Raw genomic sequence first — 19,098 nt, forward strand, 5'->3', positions numbered from 1 at the left:
TGTCCAGCGCCGTCAGCCGTACTTCAGCCACCAATTGTGCAGATCGACGAGGTTTCCGCTCAGCGTGTCGCCCAGAATCAACTCGGCGTTCCTGGTCCACGTCACGCCGGACTGCTCCTTGTAGGTGCCGCACGCGATGCGGCCGGCCACGGTGTCCGGTGTCTCGGTGAAGTGCCAGGTGGCCGGCGAGTCGGTGCTGCTTTCGGGGCATCGCAGCATCGGCGTGTACAGGGCGATGATGTCGTCGAAGGCCTTGTCGAGTGTCGGCTGATCGGCGTACAGCGAGTACCGCGCGTTCCGCGGGCCGCCCTCCGGTGTGGCCTGGCCGCAGTCGACGGTCGCCAACGCGTCGGTTGCGGGTGGGTGCACCGGCTGGCACACGCCGTCGTCGTAACCGGCCGGCAGCAGGCCCAGCAGCTTGGCGTCCAACGATCCTGCGCTCGGCGTCGTGCTGCGCGGGGTCCGCCGGGTGGTGCGCTCGCTCGTCTGCGTCGGCTCGGTGGTCGTGGTGCCCGACGCGGACGGCGCATCCTCGTCGGGCTTGATGAGGAACCAGATTCCGACTGCGCCGAGCACCAACACGAACACCGCGATCGCCGCGGCGACCGGGATCCAGGCGGTGCTTTTACGGGTCGGTGGTCCCGGTCGCCCGGGCGCAGGAGTGCTGCTCCACATCGGCCCGCTCGGCGGACCGGACGGCGTGTGGAAAGAGGCCGGCGTCGGGGCAGGCGTCTGGTAGATCGGCGGACCCTGCGGCACAGGCGGCGGTGGCGGACGATACGGTGTCGCGGCCTCACTGCGTTGCAGGATGGTCGCGGCCTTGTCCTGATCCCGTTGTGTCAGTGCGTCGTTCGCCGCCGCGGCCACGTCTCCGGCGCTGGCGTAGCGGTCCTCCGGTCTCTTGGCCATGCCGCGGGCGATCACCGCGTCGAAGGCGACCGGAACGCCCGGCCGCTGCCGGCTGGGCTGGGGGATGGGCTGCATCAGGTGCGCGGTGATGACCACGCTGACGCTGTCGCTGGGGTACGGCTGTGAGCCGGTGAGGCATTCGTGCAGAACGCAGCTCAGCGCGTACACGTCCGCACGGTAGGTCACCTCGTCGTTGGTGAACCGTTCCGGCGCCATGTAGGCGTAGGTGCCGACCGCGGTGCCCAGTTCGGTGAGCTTTTCGTCGGTGGCGGCGTTGGCGATGCCGAAGTCGACGAGATAGGCGAAGTCGTCGCGGGTCAGAATGATGTTCTCGGGCTTGACATCGCGGTGCATGATGCCGCTTTCGTGGGCGGCGTCGAGCGCCGAGGCGACCTGCTTGATGATCGCCACCGCCCGGGCGGGCGTCATCGGACCGTAGTTCTTGAGCACCTTGCGCAGGTCGGTGCCGTCGATCATGCGCATGTCGACGTAGAGCAGCCCGTCGATCTCACCGTAGTCGTGGATCGGCACCACATGCGGCTCCTGCAACCGGCCCGCCGAGTGCGCTTCGCGCTGTAACCGCTTGCGGAACACCGGGTCGTTGGAGGCGGACTCGGGCAACAACTTCAGCGCGACGATGCGGTCCTTGACGGTGTCTTCGGCTTCGTACACCTCGCCCATGCCGCCCTTGCCCAACAGCCGGCGCAGCCGATACGGACCGATCTGGGAACCGACACGTGATTCCCCCCGCTGCGGCTCGGTCATCGGATGCTCCTAGGGCGGTGCGGTAGCCGGCGAAGACACCCTAATCCCCAGCTGAGCCGGATGCTGCTGGATCCGCGGTCTGCAATGTGACCCGCACAGGCCCGGCCGTGGTGTAGACCTGCAAGAGTAGAACGTGTTCTAGTTTCCTGGTGAGGAGTCGGTATGGGGCTGCGGGTCGTGCAGTGGGCAACCGGAGGGGTCGGTGTAGCAGCGATCAAGGGCGTGCTCGAACATCCCGAACTCGAACTCGTCGGCTGCTGGGTGTATTCACCGCACAAGGCGGGCAAGGACGTCGGCGAGCTCGTCGGCACCGAACCACTGGGCGTCACCGCCACCGACAGCCTCGACGAGATCCTGGCCCTCGACGCCGATGCGGTGATCTATTCACCGCTGCTGCCCGATCCCGACGTGGTGGCGGCCCTGCTGAGGTCCGGTAAGAACGTCGTCACACCCGTCGGCTGGGTGTACCCGAGCGACCGGCAGGGCGCGCCGTTGCGGGAGGCCGCGATCGCAGGCAACGCGACGTTGCACGGCACCGGCATCGCTCCGGGCGGGATCAGCGAGAAGTTTCCGCTGCTGTTCTCCGCGTTTTCGACGGGCGTGACTTTCGTTCGCGCAGAGGAGTTCTCCGACCTACGGACCTACGAAGCCCCCGACGTCGTGCGGCACGTGATGGGTTTCGGCGAAGTCCCGGACAAAGCGCTCAGCGGACCGATGCAGAAGCTGCTCGACGGTGGCTTCATCCAAGCCGTGAACATGATCGTCGACAAGGTCGGCTTCCGCACCGACCCCAAAGTCCGGTCCACACAGGAGATCGCGGTCGCGACAGCGCCGATCGAATCACCGATCGGTGTCATCGAGCCGGGTCAGGTCGCGGGCCGCAAGTTCCACTGGGAAGCCCTGGTGGCCGACGAGCCGGCGGTGCGGGTCACCGTGAACTGGTTGATGGGTGAGCAGAACCTCGATCCCGCTTGGACATTCGGCCCGGAAGGCCAACGGTACGAGATGGAGGTCCGTGGCAACCCGGACGTCAACATCGTCGTCAAGGGCTTCCAGTCGGCGGTCGGCGGCGAGGGGCCGGAGTACGGCATCGTCGGCACCGCGGCGCACTGTGTGAACTCGGTGCCCGCGGTGTGTGCCGCCGCGCCCGGCATCGCGACGTATCTGGACCTGCCGTTGATCGGCGGGAGGGCGGCGCCCCGGCTCGGTTGATGCCTGGCACACTCACGGGCTGTGAGCAGACGAGCACTGGTACTCGCCGGCGGCGGGGTGGCGGGGATCGCATGGGAAACCGGCATCCTGACCGGTATCGCCGACGAGTCGCCCGTGGTGGCGGAAGCGCTGCTGGCCTCCCACGTCATGGTCGGCACCTCGGCGGGTTCGACGGTCGCGGCGCAACTCGGCAGCGGCCTCGGGTTGTCCGCCCTGTTCGACAGGCAGACCGCGGCGAGGTCCGCGGAGATCAACCCGGGTGCGGGCATCGAGGAGATCACCGAGGTGTTCCTCGCCGCGATGACGGAGGCCGGTTCGAAGACCGAGAAACTGCAGCGGATCGGCGCGATCGCGGTGGCCACCGAGACCGTCGCCGAACCGGTACGGCGCGCGGTGATCGAGCAGCGGCTGCCGTCGCACGACTGGCCGGATAACGACCTGCGCATCGCGGCGATCGACACCGCCACCGGTGAACTGGTCGCGTTCGACCGCAAGTCGGGCGTCTCTCTGGTCGACGCGGTCGCAGCAAGTTGCGCGGTGCCGGGGGTGTGGCCGCCGGTGACCATCGGAGGCCGGCGCTTCATGGACGGCGGCGTCGGCAGCACGGTCAACCTCGCGCTCGCCGACGACTGCGAGGTGGCGGTTGCCCTGATCCCGCAGGGCATCTCGTCGCCGTCGCCGTTCGGGACCGGAACCAGGGATGAGGTCGCCGCTCGGAACGCCTTCGCCGTATTCGCCGACGACGAGGCGCTGGCTGCCTTCGGGGCCAACCCGCTCGACCCCGCATGCCGTATCCCGTCGGCGCACGCCGGTCGCCGGCAGGGCAGGCGAGTGGTCGCCCAGGTGGCCGCGTACCTCGAGCTCTAATCCTCAGTGGCAGAGGGGATTTCGCGACGCTGGGGCTTCTCGAGCGCGTCGAGTGCCGCCGCGGTCAACTCCACACCGACATCGATCACCTCCGCGGCGCGGTGAAACTCCAGGCTCCGGCACGCCGAACGCGGCACCTCGATGAGCAGATCGGGCGGGTAGCCGGCCAATTGGTGCCTCGCCAGCGCCGCCTGCGCGATGTCGATGGTGCGGTTCATCACCTCGAAGCTGCCGAGTTTGGGGACCACGGCTGCTTCCTTGGTCGCGTCGACGAGTTCCTCGCCGCTGTCTGCAGGCGCAGGGTCTTCGTCGGGGCCGGCGCCGAAGCGCCCCAGCATCGCATTGGACTCGAACAGCGACGTGGTGCTGCGCCACACCCGGGCCAACCATTCGCTGGTCATGCGCGATCCGGGTTCGGCCGGCTCCTCGGCGCCACCGGATTCGCTGCCGGCCAGAGACACCGCGATGGTGAGGTCCGCGTTGACGGCCGCGATCGGCGCCATCGGCAGCGGTTCGAGGATGCCGCCGTCAGCGAGTAGGCGGCCGTCGAGCAGGTGCGGTGCGATCACCCCAGGGATCGCGATCGAGGCCCGGATCGCGGCGTCCACCGGCCCCCGCTGCAGCCACACCGACTTGCCGGCGATCAGATCGGTCGCCACCGCGGTGTAGGGGATCGGTAGGTCCTCGATCCTGACCTCGCCGAGGATGTCGCGGACCGCGTCGAGGATCTTGGTGGCACGCAACACGCCCGCAGCGGTGATCGAGGGATCGAGCAGGCGCAGCACCGCGCCCTGGGTCAGCGACTGCGCCCACTCCGCGAACTGGTCCAGCTTTCCCGCCGCCTGCAACCCGCCGACCAGGGCTCCCATGGACGATCCGGCGATGCCGACGATCTCGTAGCCACGGTCCTGCAGTTCCTCGATCACCCCGATGTGGGCGTATCCGCGGGCGCCGCCGCTGCCCAGCGCCAGCGCAACCCGCTTGCCAGCCATACCGCCATTGTCGCGCGCGGGCGACGGTGCTATCCGCAGAGGCCGTCGGCGGCCGCCCTCACGGCGACGATCACCGCGGCCTGGCGCGGCGGCGGCAACGCAGACCACGCGGTGTCGTAGGTGCCCGGCCCCGCCGAATCCGTGGACTGCAGCATGCCGAGGTACGGCTCGATCTGCGCCTTCGGGTCACCACCCCGCTCGTCCATCCACTGTCTGGCCGTCATGCAGGCCTTGGAGTATTCCTCCTCGGTCGAGTCGGCGGGAGCGCCCACCGCCGTGGTGACACCGCCAGGAGAAACCGCGACGGAACCCGGTGCCGCAGTTGGTGTTTCCGAGCTGGATTCCGTGGTGGTGGGGGATGAGGGCTCGTCGGGAGTGGTTTCGGCGCCCGACGAGCATGCCGCGATGACGCCCGCCATCGCGACGGCCGCCACGAGATGACCAGAGTGTCTGCGCATGCCCGCCAATCTAAGGCAATCGACCGGGCGGGTTCCCCAGCCGCGCTGTTCTGCTGACTTCGACTCAGCGTGAATCTGAGCCGTACCACCCCGCTGGCCAGCAGTTATCCGCTTCGCAAGCCGGTCGCGACGCCTGATGTCACGGGTCGACAGCGACACTTGAGTACATGACGACCGGACGCCAGGGGTGTTGTGGGGCTTAGCGCCCCGCCCTGCCCGTCTCGCCTCTTTTCTGGAGCTTTCATGGTCGCCCCTGCAGTCCTGCCCTCTGCCGTGCCGGCAGTTTCCGCGCCGACGCGGCTGCGGTTGCCCGATCTGTTGTTCGCCGCCGACCGCGGTGCCGACGATGTGCTCACCGGTCGCTACGACCACCTGATGCCCGTCGGCGGTCCGCCCACCGACGAGCGGTGGTTCACCCGCCTACACGGTGACGATGAACTCGACATCTGGTTGATCAGCTGGGCGCCGGGCCGGTCGACCGAATTGCACGACCACGGTGGGTCCCTCGGTGCGCTGACTGTCGTGTCCGGCGCACTGCGGGAGACTCGTTGGGACGGTGGGTCTTTGCGGCATCGTCGGCTGTCCGCGGGCGATCAGGCGGCCTTTCCGCTGGGATGGGTGCACGACGTGGTTCGGGCACCCGAGCGTGCCGCCTCAGCTTCGGTCGCGTCGACGCTGAGCGTGCACGCCTATTCGCCGCCGCTCACCGCGATGTCCTACTACGAGGTGACGAAACGGAAGACGTTGCGCCGCAAGCGCACCGAGCTCACAGATGCGCCGGAGGGATGACATGAGCAGCCGAATCGAACGGGTCCTCGACGACGCTCGCGCCCGGTTGCGCCGGTTGCCGGCTTCGGAGGTGCCCGCCGCATTGGACCGGGGAGCCATCCTGGTCGACATCCGGCCGCAGGCGCAGCGCGCGCACGAGGGCGGTGTTCTGCGGGCGCTGGTGATCGAGCGGAATGTGCTCGAGTGGCGCTGCGATCCGACCAGCAATGCGCGGCTGCCGCAGGCCGTCGACGACGACGTCGAGTGGGTGGTGCTGTGCTCGGAGGGCTACACCTCGAGCCTGGCCGCCGCATCGCTGCTCGACCTCGGCCTGCGCCGGGCGACCGACGTGATCGGCGGGTATCGCGCGCTGAAAGCCGAAGGCGTTCTCGTCTAGGCGTTTTCGTCGTTGGACAGCAGCGGGCGGAGACGCTGCGTCTTCTCCGGTGTCCAGCCGGGGGGCTGCAGGATCGCCGCCCATGCGTCGGCCACGTTCTTGACGTAGACGTGGCCGTGCCCGTCGGGAACGTCAACGGCGACCGCCATATCCGCCGACACCTGGAGGAACGTCACCACCGGGATCCACTGCATCCGCCCGGAGACGTCGTATCCGCGAGGCTCCTTGAGCCAATCAGGTTCGGCGAACAGCAGATCCGGGTCGAACCAGGCGATCGGGTCCGAGGCGTGCTGCAGATACACGACCCGGGGATTGCCCCACGGTTCGTCGGGCCGGCCCAGATCCTCGGCGCGGGCGGCGAAGCGGACGTTCTCACCCTTGTCGAATATCGGCAGCCACATCGGCGAACCCGGGTCGCGGTCGCGGGTGAGCTGCGTCCAGATCGTGTTGTTGAACGTCGGGCCGCTGAACAGCGCGCCGTCCGTGCGCGCGATGAGATTGTTGAGCGCGAGGAACGGTGCCTCGCCACCGAACGAGCCGAGGCTCTCGCCGAACACCACCAGGCGCGGCCGCTGCGGTTCGGGCATCTCGCGGATCAGCGCGTCGACGGCCTCGAACAGCGCCTGTCCGGCCTGCCGCGCGTTCTCCTTGTCCACGAGGAACGACAACCAGCTCGGCAGGAAGGAGTACTGCATTGACACGATCGCGGTGTCGCCGTTGTACATGTATTCCAGCGCCGAGGCTTCCGCCTCGTTGATCCACCCGGTGCCGGTGGTGGTCGCCACCGCGACCACTTCGCGGTTCAGACCGCCGGTGCGCTGCAATTCCCGGGCGGCCAACGCGGCGGTGGCCTTGATCCCGTCGGCGGAATGCAGACCGGCGTAGGCGCGGATCGGCTCGACGGCAGGGCGCCCGGTGAACGCCGTCAACTCCTCGACGGTCGGGCCCGCGGCAACGAACACCCTGCCCTGGTGGCCGAGCGACTCCCAGCTCACCAGCGACTGTGGCCCGCCGGAGCGCAACGGCGATGTCGGCGCGGCGAAGTCGGGATCGGTCTCGTCGTTGACCGCGGCGAACGTGCTGTTGATCGTGCTCATCGCGAAGCGCACCACGATGCCGTTGAGCAGCGCGACGGTGAGCGCGATCAGCAACACCACCACCACTACGGCCGAGACCCGCGGCGGCGCAAAGCGTTCGAGCTGGCGCACCAGGAAGCGCACCAGCCTGCCGATCAGCTGGCCGATCTCGACGAGCACGAACAGCGTCACGATCGACAGCACGGCGGTTAACGGATGATCCCAAAAGCCCAGTCGCGGTACGCCGTTGAGGTCGCGTACCTCGTCCTGCCAGATGCGGAAGTAGATGATCATCAGGATTTGCCCGACGACGCCGACGATCACGAGCGCGATCCAGGCCTGTCGCGGCGCGGGCGGACTGCTGTCCTTCGACCGCATGTAGCGCACCAGCCAGACCACGAACACGCCGAGGCCGTAGCCGAAAGCGCCGGCGGCACCGCTGACCAACCCCTGGAACAGCGGGCCGCGCGGTAGCAGTGACGGGGTCAGCGAGAGCCAGATGAACACCAGCCCGAGCGCGGTTCCGGTGAACGTGTAGTGGCGCAGCCACCACGGCTTGTCGGCTCGCTTCGCGGGTTTGTCCTGCGGCGGCGCTTCGACTGTCGGGTCGGTGTCGTCGCGGGTGTCGGTCACCCCCGCAGACTAACGATGGCGGAAGTTCGGGGGGCGCTTCTCGGTGAACGCGTTCATGCCCTCGGTCTGGTCTTCGGTGGCGAATGCCGAATGGAACAGCCTGCGCTCGTAGAGGAGTCCCTCGGTGAGGGTCGTCTCGAACGCGCGGTCGACGGCCTCTTTGGCCATCCGCGAGGCCGACAGCGACATGTCCGCGATGGTCTTGGCGACCGCGTTGGCTTCGTCGAGCAGGCTGTCGGCCGGCACCACGCGCGACACCAGGCCGGCGCGTTCGGCTTCCTCGGCGTCCATGTTGCGGCCGGTGAGGATCAGGTCCATCGCCTTGGCCTTGCCGATGGCGCGGGTGAGCCGTTGCGAGCCGCCCATGCCGGGCAGCACACCGAGTTTGATCTCGGGCTGGCCGAATTTCGCGGTGTCGGCAGCGATCAGCAGGTCGCACATCATCGCCAACTCGCAGCCGCCGCCGAGAGCGTATCCGGCTACGGCGGCGATCGTCGGGGTGCGGGTGGCGGCGAAGCGGCTCCACGCGGCGAAGAAGTCACTTCCGAACACGTCGGCGAACGACAGGCCGGCCATCTCCTTGATGTCCGCGCCGGCGGCGAACGCCTTCTCGTTTCCGGTGAGAATGATCGCGCCGATCGCGGGATCGTTGTCCAATTCGGCTGCCGCGGAGGTCACTTCGTGCATCACCTGGCTGTTGAGGGCGTTGAGCGCCTTCGGCCGGTTCAGGGTGATCGTCGCGACCCGGTCCTCACGGGTGACCAGAATGGTTTCGTAGCTCATGAGAACTCCAATTCGCGATCGGCCGGCGCGAAGTAGGCCTCGACGTCGGCGGTGGTGACCGCCGCCAACGAGGCAGGCGACCATTTCGGGTTGCGGTCCTTGTCGACGACCTGGGCGCGGATGCCCTCGACGAAGTCGTGGGAGCGCAGCGAGGCGCACGAGGTGCGGTATTCCTGGCCCAACACGTCCTCGAGTGTGTCGAGTTTCGCGGCGCGGCGCAGGGCTTCCAGTGCGACGCTCACACAGATGGGGGAGCGCGTGTTGATCAGATCGGCGGCGTCGACGGCGGCGGGCGTGCCGTGTCCCCGCAAGGCGGCGACGATGTCGCCCACGGTGTCGTTGGCGTAGCAGTGGTCGATCCAGTCGCGCTGCGCGGCAAGGCTACTGGGCGGCGGTTCGGTGGCGAACGCGGCCAGCGCTGCGTCGATCCCGTCATCGATGAGCTTGGCCTTGAAGTCGGGGAGTTTGTCGTGGGGGACGAAATGGTCGGCGAAGCCCATCGCGATCGCGTCGGCGCCGTCGAAGTTCGCGCCTGTGAGCGCGGCGTGGTAGCCGAGCAGGCCGGGCCCGTGCGACAGGATCAGCGTGCCGCCGACGTCGGGGACGAAGCCGATGCCGACTTCGGGCATCGCCATCTTGGTGGTGTCGGTGACGACGCGCACGCTGCCGTGGGCGCTGACCCCGACACCGCCGCCCATGACGATGCCGTCCATCAGCGCGACGTACGGCTTGCCGAACCGGCCGATCTGGGCGTTGAGCAGGTATTCGTCGTACCAGAACGCCCGCGCTTCGCGCCCTTTTTCGGGGCCGTCGGCCTTGGCGCTGTGATACAGCGCGACGATGTCGCCGCCCGCGCAGAGGCCACGTTCGCCGGCCCCGTCGACCACGACGGCGGTGACGGCGTCGTCGTGCTCCCAGTCGGCGAGTGTGCGCGACATCGCGGTGACCATCGGATGGTTCAGCGAATTGATGGCCTTGGGCCGGTTGAGGGTGATCAGGCCGACGCCGCGGTCAACAGTTACTAGGACATCCTCGTTTTCACCCACGGATATGCAATGTAGAACGTCGCCCGGCCTGCGGTGTCTCCGGGTAGGGTTTCTGCTGAAGACGCTGGGAAGTTCGGCGGTGCAGCCGGGAACCAACCAGAGGATCGAGACGTTGACGGTGTGTTCGCCGAATGTCGAACCACATCTCAGGAGAGGAACCGACGGTGCGGGAATCCAGCAACCCCGTATTCCGATCCCTGCCGAAGTCGCAGGGCGGATATGCGCAGTTCGGTACCGGAGCCGCTGGCTACGGTACGCAGGCGGTACACGCCGACCCCTATGTGACGCAGTACCCCGATCAGCAGCAGGCCGGTGTCGCCCGGCCGTTGACCATCGACGACGTCGTCACCAAGACCGGCATCACGCTTGCGCTCCTGACGGCCGTCGCGGTCGTGACTTACTTCCTGGCCACCGTGAACCCCGGCATCGCAATGCCGCTCGCGATGGTGGGTGCGATCGGCGGTCTGGTCCTGGTGCTGGTCGCCACCTTCGGCCGCAAGCAGGACAACCCCGGGATCGTCCTGAGCTACGCCGCGCTCGAAGGTCTGTTCCTCGGCGGCATCTCGTACCTGTTCGCCAACGTCATCTCCGACGGCGGCTACGCGATGATCACGCAGGCGATCGTCGGTACCTTTGGGGTCTTCTTCGGCATGCTGGTCGTCTACAAGACCGGTGCCATTCGGGTGACGCCGAAGTTCACCCGCATGATCGTCGCGGGCCTGTTCGGTGTGGTGGCGTTGATGCTCGTCAACCTAGTGACCGCCATGTTCGGCCTCAATGACGGCGCCGGGCTGGGCCTTCGCGACGGCGGCATGCTTGCGATCGGCTTCTCGCTGCTGTGCATCGGCCTGGCGGCGTTCAGCTTCCTGATCGACTTCGACGCGGCCGATCAGATGATCCGCGCCGGCGCGCCGGAGAAGGCGGCGTGGGGCGTCGCGCTCGGCCTGACCGTCACGCTGGTCTGGCTGTACATCGAGATCCTGCGGCTGCTGTCGTACTTCAACAGCGACTAGCAGCCTGACGAGAAGGCCCGGCACGAAATGTGCCGGGCCTTTCTCGTGCGTGGACTCTGCGCCGAAACTGACCGGAAAATACCTAAGGTGAGTGGGCAGGCGACAGCGACCCGGCGGAGCTTGCGGAGCCGGGTGTCGTTGCGGGACTTGTAGTTGGTGGTTAGGCGGCGGGTTCGAGAGTGACCTGGTAGCCCATGGCGGTGAGTTGGGCGATGTGGTTGCGGAGCTTGCGTTCGATGGCGATGCGGTTGGTGTGATAGTCAGGGCCGAGATCGCGGAAGCGGGCGAGCGGGTTGGCGAGTAGGTGCCAGATGACGACCAGGATGGAGCGGGCGACCGCGACCAGGGCTTTGAGCTTGCCGCGGCGTTTGGCGAGGCGCCGGTAGCGTTCGCCGAGGAAGGTATCGGTCTTGGCCGCCGCGGCGGCTCCCCGAGCGCACCCTTCAGATACGGGTTGCCCTTGCCGGTCTTGCTGGCGCGGGTCACCGGCCCGGACTGGATGGTGCGCGGGCACAGCTTGGCCCACGACACCAGGTGCTCTGGTGTTGGGAACCGGCTCATGTCGGTGCCGATCTCGGCCAGGATGTCTTGCGCGTTGGCGACGCTGATACCCGGATCTCGTCAAGGCGATCGACGGTGCGCAGGGCGCGTTCGGCCTGGATCGCGGAGTCGGCCTCGATGGTGGGATCGACCCGGATCGGGTTGGTGCCGCCGCCGCTGGCAGAGCCGGGATCGGCATCGCTATCGGCACCCGCGCGGGCGCCGGGCCCTCGTCGCTGCCGGTGTGCTCGATGGCGTGAGTGCCTTCGGGTAGCTCGTTGATGAGTTCCTCGATGCGCATGGTGAGGGTGTGGATCTGGGTGTCCAGTGCGTCGATCTGGCTCAGCAGCATGCGTGCCAACTCGGCGTGATGTTCATCGAAACGCCCGTCGAGCGCAGTGATCAGCTCTGACCGTTTGGACCTCATCTTTCCGCGGGCCAGCTCGGCCAGTCGATACGGGTCGTGCTCGCCGGCGATGAGGCCTCGACCATGTCCCGCGTCGACAGCGTGATCATCGTGGAGGCCACCGACGAAATTTTGATCAGTGCGTCCTCGAGCAGCTTTTCCAGCCGCTGCCAGTAGCGGGTGCGGTCGCGGGTCAGATCCTCGCGCATCCGGGTGTAGTCGCGTAGCCGCCTGATCTCGGGCGGCGGCACGAACGACGGCCGCAGCAGGCCCTTTCGGTCAGCTTGGCCAGCCAGACCGCGTCGAGTTTGTCGGTCTTGGGTCGGCCCGGCACGTTCTTCACATCGCGGGCGTTGACCAGCTGCACCGACAGCCCGGCCGCTTCCAGCAGGTAGTACCAGATCCGCCAGTAGTCGCTGGTGGACTCCACGGTGACCTTCTCGATGCCCAGGTCGGTCAGCTGATCGCCCAGCTCAGTAATGGCGCCGGTGCGCGCGGCAGGTCCCATACCCGACTGAACCGCCGCCCCGTCTTGCCGGGTAGGCGCACGCACACCTTGCCTGTCGCCTTGGCCACATCGATGGCCGCGACCCGTTCGATAACCAGTTCATGCTCGGCGTCGGGAATCTCCACCGGCCCCGCCACCCCTGCCGCTGGCTTCTGCTTGCGTTTGCGCCGTGCTGCCACTTCGCTTGCCCTCCAATCGAACCCATCCCAGAACATCGGGTGGATCGCCCGGGGGCCTCGGTCAAGGAAACCGAAATTCTGACCGGCGTGCTCAAGGCAACAGTACGTGACCCTGCAAGGTCGGGCCCCGGCGCCAAGCTGCACAACGGGCTACAAGCCCAGAGTCTCGTCGGCGTCGACGAGGCGACCCGACCCCATTTTCACGCCTACGAGGCGTCCCACAATGAAAAAGGAAGCTGCACACAGATCGCGATTCATCCACAGATTGCGATCTGGCTGCAGTTTCGGCGCATGATTTCGGCGAGAGTCGAGCCATGGCGATCCTCAACGAGCCCTTCATCGGAAGTGAAGCCGTAATCAATGGTGTGCTCCGCAAGCACGAGTTGCGGTCGCGCTACCGCACCGTCTTCCCAGATGTGTATATGTCGAAAGACGTTGTGCCGTCACTGTACGACCGCGCGAAGGCGGCATGGTTGTGGTCGAATCGCGAAGGCGTGATGGTGGGGTTGACGGCGTCGGCGTTGCACGGAGCGAAGTGGGTCGATGACGATGCTCCGATCGAAATGGTATGGCGCAACACGCGTGCGCCCCAAGGCATGCGAACCTACGACATGCGAGTGCCCTCCGCGGAATACCAGTTCGGGCCGGGGTTTCGCATGACCACACTCGCGCGCACGGCCTTCGACATCGGGCGTCGCAAACCGCTGGGTGAAGCGGTCGCTCGTCTCGATGCACTCGGCAACGCCACCGGGTTGAGTGTCGACGATGTGCTCGCGGTTGCTCGGTCGCATCGCGGGGCACGCGGTCTTCGAAGTTTGGAAGAAGCGCTGCGGCTCTACGATGCCGGCGCCGCGTCGCCGAAAGAAACATGGTTGCGGCTCTTGGTGATTCGCGCTGGTTACCCGCCGCCGCAGACGCAGATCCCGGTGCGCAGCCCCGACGGCTTACGCCAGTACTACCTCGACATGGGTTGGCCCCACCTGATGTTGGCGCTCGAGTACGACGGCGAACAACATCGACTCGACCCGCGCGAGTACGCCTACGACATCCGACGGTCGGAGGACGTCGCGGCGCTGGGCTGGACCCGGATCCGAGCGGTCAAGGCGCACTCGGGGGCCGACATCCTCCGCCGACTTGACCGAGCCTGGCGATCGAAACTGCACACAGATCGCGAAATCTCGTGAATTCGCGATCTGTGTGCAGCTTCCTTTTTCATTGTGGGACGCCTCGTAGGCGTGAAAATGGGGTCGGGTCGCCTCGTCGACGCCGACGAGACTCTGGGCTTGTAGCCCGTTGTGCAGCTTGGCGCCGGGGCCCGACCTTGCAGGGTCACGTACTGTTGCCTTGAGCACGCCGGTCAGAATTTCGGTTTCCTTGACCGAGGCCCCCGGGCGATCCACCCGATGTTCTGGGATGGGTTCGATTGGAGGGCAAGCGAAGTGGCAGCACGGCGCAAACGCAAGCAGAAGCCAGCGGCAGGGGTGGCGGGGCCGGTGGAGATTCCCGACGCCGAGCATGAACTGGTTATCGAACGGGTCGCGGCCATCGATGTGGCCAAGGCGACAGGCAAGGTGTGCGTGCGCCTACCCGGCAAGACGGGGCGGCGGTTCAGTCGGGTATGGGACCTGCCCGCGCGCACCGGCGCCATTACTGAGCTGGGCGATCAGCTGACCGACCTGGGCATCGAGAAGGTCACCGTGGAGTCCACCAGCGACTACTGGCGGATCTGGTACTACCTGCTGGAAGCGGTCGGGCTGTCGGTGCAGCTGGTCAACGCCCGCGATGTGAAGAACGTGCCGGGCCGACCCAAGACCGACAAACTCGACGCGGTCTGGCTGGCCAAGCTGACCGAAAAGGCCTGCTGCGGCCGTCGTTCGTGCCGCCGCCCGAGATCAGGCGGCTACGCGACTACACCCGGATGCGCGAGGATCTGACCCGCGACCGCACCCGCTACTGGCAGCGGCTGGAAAAGCTGCTCGAGGACGCACTGATCAAAATTTCGTCGGTGGCCTCCACGATGATCACGCTGTCGACGCGGGACATGGTCGAGGCCCTCATCGCCGGCGAGCACGACCCGTATCGACTGGCCGAGCTGGCCCGCGGAAAGATGAGGTCCAAACGGTCAGAGCTGATCACTGCGCTCGACGGGCGTTTCGATGAACATCACGCCGAGTTGGCACGCATGCTGCTGAGCCAGATCGACGCACTGGACACCCAGATCCACACCCTCACCATGCGCATCGAGGAACTCATCAACGAGCTACCCGAAGGCACTCACGCCATCGAGCACACCGGCAGCGACGAGGGGCCCGGCGCCCGCGCGGGTGCCGATAGCGATGCCGATCCCGGCTCTGCCAGCGGCGGCGGCACCAACCCGATCCGGGTCGATCCCACCATCGAGGCCGACTCCGCGATCCAGGCCGAACGCGCCCTGCGCACCGTCGATCGCCTTGACGAGATCCCGGGTATCAGCGTCGCCAACGCGCAAGACATCCTGGCCGAGATCGGCACCGACATGAGCCGGTTCCCAACACCAGAGCACCTGGTGTCGTGGGCCAAGCTGTGCCCGCGCACCATCCAGTCCGGGCCGGTGACCCGCGCCAGCAAGACCGGCAAGGGCAACCCGTATCTGAAGGGTGCGCTCGGGGAGGCCGCCGCCGCGGCGGCCAAGACCGATACCTTCCTCGGCGAACGCTACCGGCGCCTCGCCAAACGCCGCGGCAAGCTCAAAGCCCTGGTCGCGGTCGCCCGCTCCATCCTGGTCGTCATCTGGCACCTACTCGCCAACCCGCTCGCCCGCTTCCGCGATCTCGGCCCTGACTATCACACCAACCGCATCGCCATCGAACGCAAGCTCCGCAACCACATCGCCCAACTCACCGCCATGGGCTACCAGGTCACTCTCGAACCCGCCGCCTAACCACCAACTACAAGTCCCGCAACGACACCCGGCTCCGCAAGCTCCGCCGGGTCGCTGTCGCCTGCCCACTCACCTTAGGTATTTTCCGGTCAGTTTCGACGAAAAGCGGGAGTTAGCTCAGGCGCTCGATCACCATCGCCATGCCCTGCCCGCCGCCGACACACATCGTCTCGAGCCCGAACGTCTTGTCGTGCGTCGTCAGGTTGTTCAGCAGCGTGGTGGTGATCCGCGCGCCTGTCATGCCGAACGGATGGCCCAGCGCGATCGCGCCGCCGGACACGTTCAACCGATCCTCGTCCATGCCCAGCGCCCGCGCCGAACCCAGCACCTGCACGGCGAACGCCTCGTTGATCTCATACAGGTCGATGTCTCCGATCGTCATCCCGGCGTTCGCGAGCGCCTTCTTCGTCGCCTCGATCGGGCCAAGACCCATGATCTCCGGCGACAGCCCGCTCACCCCCGTCGAGACGACGCGCGCCAAGGGGGTCAATCCGAGTTCGCGAGCCTTGGTGTCCGACAGGATCACCAGCGCGGCGGCTCCGTCGTTCAGCGGGCAGGCGTTACCGGCGGTCACGGTGCCGTTAGGCCGGAAGACCGGCTTGAGTTGGCTGATTTTCTCGTACGTGGTGCCCGCGCGCGGGCCATCGTCCTTGGCCACCGTGGACCCGTCGGGCAGTGTCACCGGCGTGATCTCGCGTTCGAAGAAGCCGCTGTTGATCGCCTCCTCAGCGCGGTTCTGCGACCGCACGCCCCAGTGGTCCTGGTCCTCGCGGCTGATCCCGGTGTGCAACGCGACGTTCTCCGCGGTCTGGCCCATCGCGATGTAGACGTCCGGCAGCGCGCCGTCCTCGCGGGGGTCACGCCATTCCTCGGCGCCGGCCGCGGCCTGATCCGAGCGGCTCATCGCGTCGGCGAACACCGGGTTCTTGCTGTCCGGCCAGCCATCGGCCGTGCCTTTCGGGAAGCGCGAAACCGTCTCCACCCCAGCGGAAATGAACGCGTGGCCCTCGCCGGCCTTGATCGCGTGGAACGCCATCCGGGTGGTCTGCAGCGACGACGAACAGTAGCGGTTGACCGTGGTACCCGGCAGGAAGTCGTAGCCGAGTTCGACGGCGACCGCCCTGCCGACGTTGAAGCCGGCCTCGCCTGCGGGCTGGCCGCAGCCCATGATCAGGTCGTCGAGCTCGCGCGGGTCGAGCGCGGGCACCTTGTCCAACGCCGCGCGCACCATCTGCGCGGCCAGGTCGTCGGGCCGCATGTCGACCAGCGAACCCTTTCCGGCGCGCCCGATCGGCGACCGCGCGGTCGCGACAATGACGGCTTCAGGCATGGTGTCTCCTCGCATCGGTGGATATGAGGAAAACCTAGCTGGCGGGCACGACGATGGGTGCGGGGACCCCAGTCGACCGCCGCCATAGCCTGCTCAACCCGCCGACTCGGGCCAGCAGCGCGAGACCTTCGCCCGGCTGCGACTGCCACGGCAATTCCGGCGCCGCGCCACCGATCCACTCGCTCAAGGCATTACCCAGCGCGGGCAGCAGTTGGTTGGCGGCCAGCGCGTAGCCCGCACCGGACGGGTGAAACATGTCCGGGGAGAACAACGCTTCGGGAGTGGTGCGGAAGTGGGGCGCCAGCAGGTCGGCCAGCGGCACCGGGATCCCGCCCGCGGACCGCACCGCGGCCGCCTGGGCCCGAGCCAGCCGCAAGCCCCGACTGCGGGCGACCGAGCGCAACGGCTGTGGGATCGCGGTGATGACGCCGAAGTCCGGGCAGGTGCCGACCACCACGACGGCACCCGCCGCTCGCAACCGGCGCACCCCCTCGCCGAGTCGGTGCGCCGACGGCCTGATGCCATTGGGACGGGTGATGTCGTTGGCGCCGATCATGATTACCGCGGCGTCCGGCGGTGGTCCGGCGACGAACATCGCGTCGATCTGGCCCGACAACCCTTTCGACGTCGCCCCGACGATCGCCTTGGTGCTCAGCCGGATCCGTCGTCCCGAGATCTCGGCCAGCCCGCGGGCCAGCAGCACCCCGGGCACTTCGTCGGCGGTGGCGGCTCCGTAGCCGGTCGCGGTGGAGTCGCCGAAGATCATCAGGTGCAGGTCGAAGGGCACGTCCCGATGCCAGCGCTCGACGGGGCCGCCGCCCGGCGCGTACACGCCGTCCGCGCGCGGCGGGATGTCCCATGCCTGCGGAATGACGCTGCGGGCCTGGTCAGCCTGCCCTACCAGTAGGTTCCGCACCCCGATGTATGCCGAACCGACCGAACCGAGCGTGGCCGCGGCCGCAAGGGTCATGGTGGTCATCCGTCGCGGTGTGCCCACGGGTAAAAGTTTATGTCCGTTTCCCGGACCACCCGCGTGGCGAGAAGCGAGGCGGGGTCACATTGCGGTATCAACTCCGGTATCGAATATGACTCGCTGATTGTTTGAAGTGAACAGATGGTGTCAAGCTAAGATTGCGGGTCGCGCTCAGAAAATTAGGCGTACTCGGCACTACAACGGCGTAGGGAGTGGTTGTCATGACCGCACCGAGCAAGGTGAGACATGCTCACTATTCGCGGGTATCGCCTGGTCAGGCGCGTAAGCCGCGCAAGTTTCCAGTCAGTGACGGCGCGCCCGTCGAGGTCGTCGAAGACGGTCCCAGCCTGGCCGGACGGCTCACGGCGCTGGCCGCACTGCTAACTGTCCGGCCCACCCTAGCTATCGGAAGCTATGCGCCGAGGCTGCCCTGGCCATGGGGTTTGGTGGATTTCGCCGCACGTATCGCACGCCCGGCGCCCGGCACCGTGCGCGCGACGATCTCGCTGTCGGACTGCACCGCGCAGCTTGTCCGGGCGCCCGGTGTGCTGCCCGCCGACGGCAAGCGCGGTGTCATTCTCTACATGCACGGCGGGGCGTTTCTGACCTGCGGGGTGAACTCGCACGGCCGACTGGTGCAGGCGCTGTCGGGCTACGCCGACTGTCCGGTGCTGGTGGTCAACTACCGGATGATTCCCAAGCACTCGGTCGGCATGGCGATCGACGACTGCTACGACGCCTACAAATGGCTGCGCCTGAGGGGCTACGAGCCCGACCAGATCGTGCTGGCCGGTGATTCGGCAGGTGGTTACCTCGCGCTCGCGCTGGCCGAGCGCCTGCAGCGGGACGGCCTCGAGGGTGAGGTGCCCGCAGCGATGGTGACGTTGTCGCCGCTCTTCGAGATCGACAACGAGACCAGGGCCAACCACCCGAACATCCGCAGCGACGCGATGTTCCCGCCGCGGGCGTTCTGTGCGCTCGTCGACTTGGTCAAGGAGGCCGCGGGCAGGCACGTGACCGACGGCACGCCCGAGGAGGTCTACGAGCCGCTCGACCACATCGAACCCGGGCTGCCCCGCACGCTGATCCACGTGTCGGGGTCAGAGGTGCTGATCAGCGACGCGCGCAAGGCCGCGCGAAGGTTGGCGGCCGCCGGCGTACCGGTCGAGGTCCGGGTGTGGCCGGGACAGATGCACGTGTTCCAGCTCGCGGCGCCGGCGGTGCCGGAGGCGACCCGCTCGTTGCGTCAGATCGGCGACTACATCAGAGAGGCCACCTGGTAACCCAGCTGGTAACGGGGAACGCCGCCTGACACGATGGAGT

General features: G+C 67.3%; 15 protein-coding genes and 2 pseudogenes. 8 read left to right on the forward strand and 9 right to left on the reverse strand.

The window, feature by feature from the left end; all coding sequences use genetic code 11:
• Positions 1-12: 12 nt before the first annotated feature.
• On the reverse strand, positions 13-1,674 hold the full coding sequence (locus tag G6N18_RS21695; RefSeq protein ID WP_083006516.1) for a serine/threonine-protein kinase: 1,662 nt from the start codon (positions 1,672-1,674) through the stop codon (positions 13-15).
• A gap of 162 nt (positions 1,675-1,836) precedes the next feature.
• Here G6N18_RS21695 and G6N18_RS21700 point away from each other — a divergent pair, with 162 nt between their 5' ends.
• Together G6N18_RS21700 and G6N18_RS21705 are read left to right on the forward strand one after the other, a co-directional pair.
• Positions 1,837-2,886: an NAD(P)H-dependent amine dehydrogenase family protein gene (locus G6N18_RS21700; protein WP_083006518.1), complete on the forward strand. Its 1,050-nt coding sequence runs from the start codon at positions 1,837-1,839 to the stop codon at positions 2,884-2,886.
• A 21-nt stretch (positions 2,887-2,907) separates the two neighbouring features.
• The gene (locus tag G6N18_RS21705; RefSeq protein WP_234806257.1) at positions 2,908-3,753 is read left to right on the forward strand and encodes a patatin-like phospholipase family protein; all 846 of its coding nucleotides are present in this window, start codon (positions 2,908-2,910) and stop codon (positions 3,751-3,753) included.
• Here G6N18_RS21705 and G6N18_RS21710 read toward each other — a convergent pair.
• Positions 3,750-4,745: a patatin-like phospholipase family protein gene (locus G6N18_RS21710; protein WP_083006522.1), complete on the reverse strand. Its 996-nt coding sequence runs from the start codon at positions 4,743-4,745 to the stop codon at positions 3,750-3,752. The two genes, G6N18_RS21705 and G6N18_RS21710, sit on opposite strands and share 4 nt — an antisense overlap.
• Positions 4,746-4,774: 29 nt before the next feature.
• Complete coding sequence (lpqV, locus tag G6N18_RS21715) at positions 4,775-5,203, reverse strand: lipoprotein LpqV (protein ID WP_083006524.1); 429 nt, start codon at positions 5,201-5,203, stop codon at positions 4,775-4,777.
• Between the two features lie 243 nt (positions 5,204-5,446).
• On the opposite strand from lpqV, the gene G6N18_RS21720 reads away from it, so the two are divergent.
• Positions 5,447-5,992, forward strand: a complete 546-nt coding sequence (locus G6N18_RS21720) for a cysteine dioxygenase (protein WP_083006526.1) — start codon at positions 5,447-5,449, stop codon at positions 5,990-5,992.
• Between the two features lies 1 nt (position 5,993).
• Positions 5,994-6,368 carry a rhodanese-like domain-containing protein gene (locus G6N18_RS21725; protein WP_083006528.1) on the forward strand — a complete coding sequence of 125 codons (375 nt, stop codon included), beginning with the start codon at positions 5,994-5,996 and terminating at the stop codon, positions 6,366-6,368.
• Here the strand turns inward: G6N18_RS21725 and G6N18_RS21730 are convergent.
• Genes G6N18_RS21730 through G6N18_RS21740 form a run of 3 tightly spaced genes read right to left on the reverse strand, consistent with a single transcriptional unit; the run spans position 6,365 to position 9,906 of the window.
• Complete coding sequence (locus G6N18_RS21730; protein ID WP_083006530.1) at positions 6,365-8,077, reverse strand: alpha/beta hydrolase; 1,713 nt, start codon at positions 8,075-8,077, stop codon at positions 6,365-6,367. The genes G6N18_RS21725 and G6N18_RS21730 overlap by 4 nt on opposite strands.
• A 9-nt stretch (positions 8,078-8,086) precedes the next feature.
• Positions 8,087-8,860, reverse strand: coding sequence for an enoyl-CoA hydratase (locus G6N18_RS21735; protein ID WP_083006532.1), 774 nt, complete (start codon positions 8,858-8,860; stop codon positions 8,087-8,089).
• A complete protein-coding gene (locus tag G6N18_RS21740; RefSeq protein WP_083006534.1) occupies positions 8,857-9,906 on the reverse strand; it encodes an enoyl-CoA hydratase/isomerase family protein in 1,050 nt (349 codons plus the stop codon). Before G6N18_RS21740 ends, G6N18_RS21735 begins: the two co-directional genes overlap by 4 nt.
• A 164-nt stretch (positions 9,907-10,070) precedes the next feature.
• Here G6N18_RS21740 and G6N18_RS21745 point away from each other — a divergent pair, with 164 nt between their 5' ends.
• Positions 10,071-10,919: a Bax inhibitor-1/YccA family protein gene (locus tag G6N18_RS21745; protein WP_067214262.1), complete on the forward strand. Its 849-nt coding sequence runs from the start codon at positions 10,071-10,073 to the stop codon at positions 10,917-10,919.
• 160 nt (positions 10,920-11,079) lie between these two features.
• On the opposite strand, the pseudogene G6N18_RS24965 reads toward G6N18_RS21745, so the two are convergent.
• Positions 11,080-12,510: pseudogene (locus G6N18_RS24965) on the reverse strand (IS110 family RNA-guided transposase).
• Positions 12,511-12,866: 356 nt separating this feature from the next.
• Here G6N18_RS24965 and G6N18_RS21755 point away from each other — a divergent pair.
• Together G6N18_RS21755 and G6N18_RS21760 are read left to right on the forward strand one after the other, a co-directional pair.
• Positions 12,867-13,736, forward strand: coding sequence for a putative endonuclease domain-containing protein (locus G6N18_RS21755; protein WP_083007460.1), 870 nt, complete (start codon positions 12,867-12,869; stop codon positions 13,734-13,736).
• Between the two features lie 297 nt (positions 13,737-14,033).
• A pseudogene (locus tag G6N18_RS21760) lies at positions 14,034-15,472 on the forward strand (IS110 family RNA-guided transposase).
• Positions 15,473-15,584: 112 nt separating this feature from the next.
• Here G6N18_RS21760 and G6N18_RS21765 read toward each other — a convergent pair.
• Positions 15,585-16,802, reverse strand: a complete 1,218-nt coding sequence (locus G6N18_RS21765; protein ID WP_067220096.1) for an acetyl-CoA C-acetyltransferase — start codon at positions 16,800-16,802, stop codon at positions 15,585-15,587.
• Positions 16,803-16,836: 34 nt separating this feature from the next.
• Positions 16,837-17,781 (reverse strand): SGNH/GDSL hydrolase family protein, encoded by a 945-nt coding sequence (locus G6N18_RS21770; RefSeq protein WP_067220092.1) that lies wholly within the window; start codon positions 17,779-17,781, stop codon positions 16,837-16,839.
• Between the two features lie 215 nt (positions 17,782-17,996).
• On the opposite strand from G6N18_RS21770, the gene G6N18_RS21775 reads away from it, so the two are divergent.
• Positions 17,997-19,058, forward strand: coding sequence for an alpha/beta hydrolase (locus G6N18_RS21775; protein WP_083007387.1), 1,062 nt, complete (start codon positions 17,997-17,999; stop codon positions 19,056-19,058).
• Positions 19,059-19,098 lie beyond the last annotated feature (40 nt).

Origin of the sequence: Mycolicibacterium celeriflavum, from assembly GCF_010731795.1 — a bacterium.
GTDB classification, from domain to species: Bacteria; Actinomycetota; Actinomycetes; order Mycobacteriales; family Mycobacteriaceae; genus Mycobacterium; species Mycobacterium celeriflavum.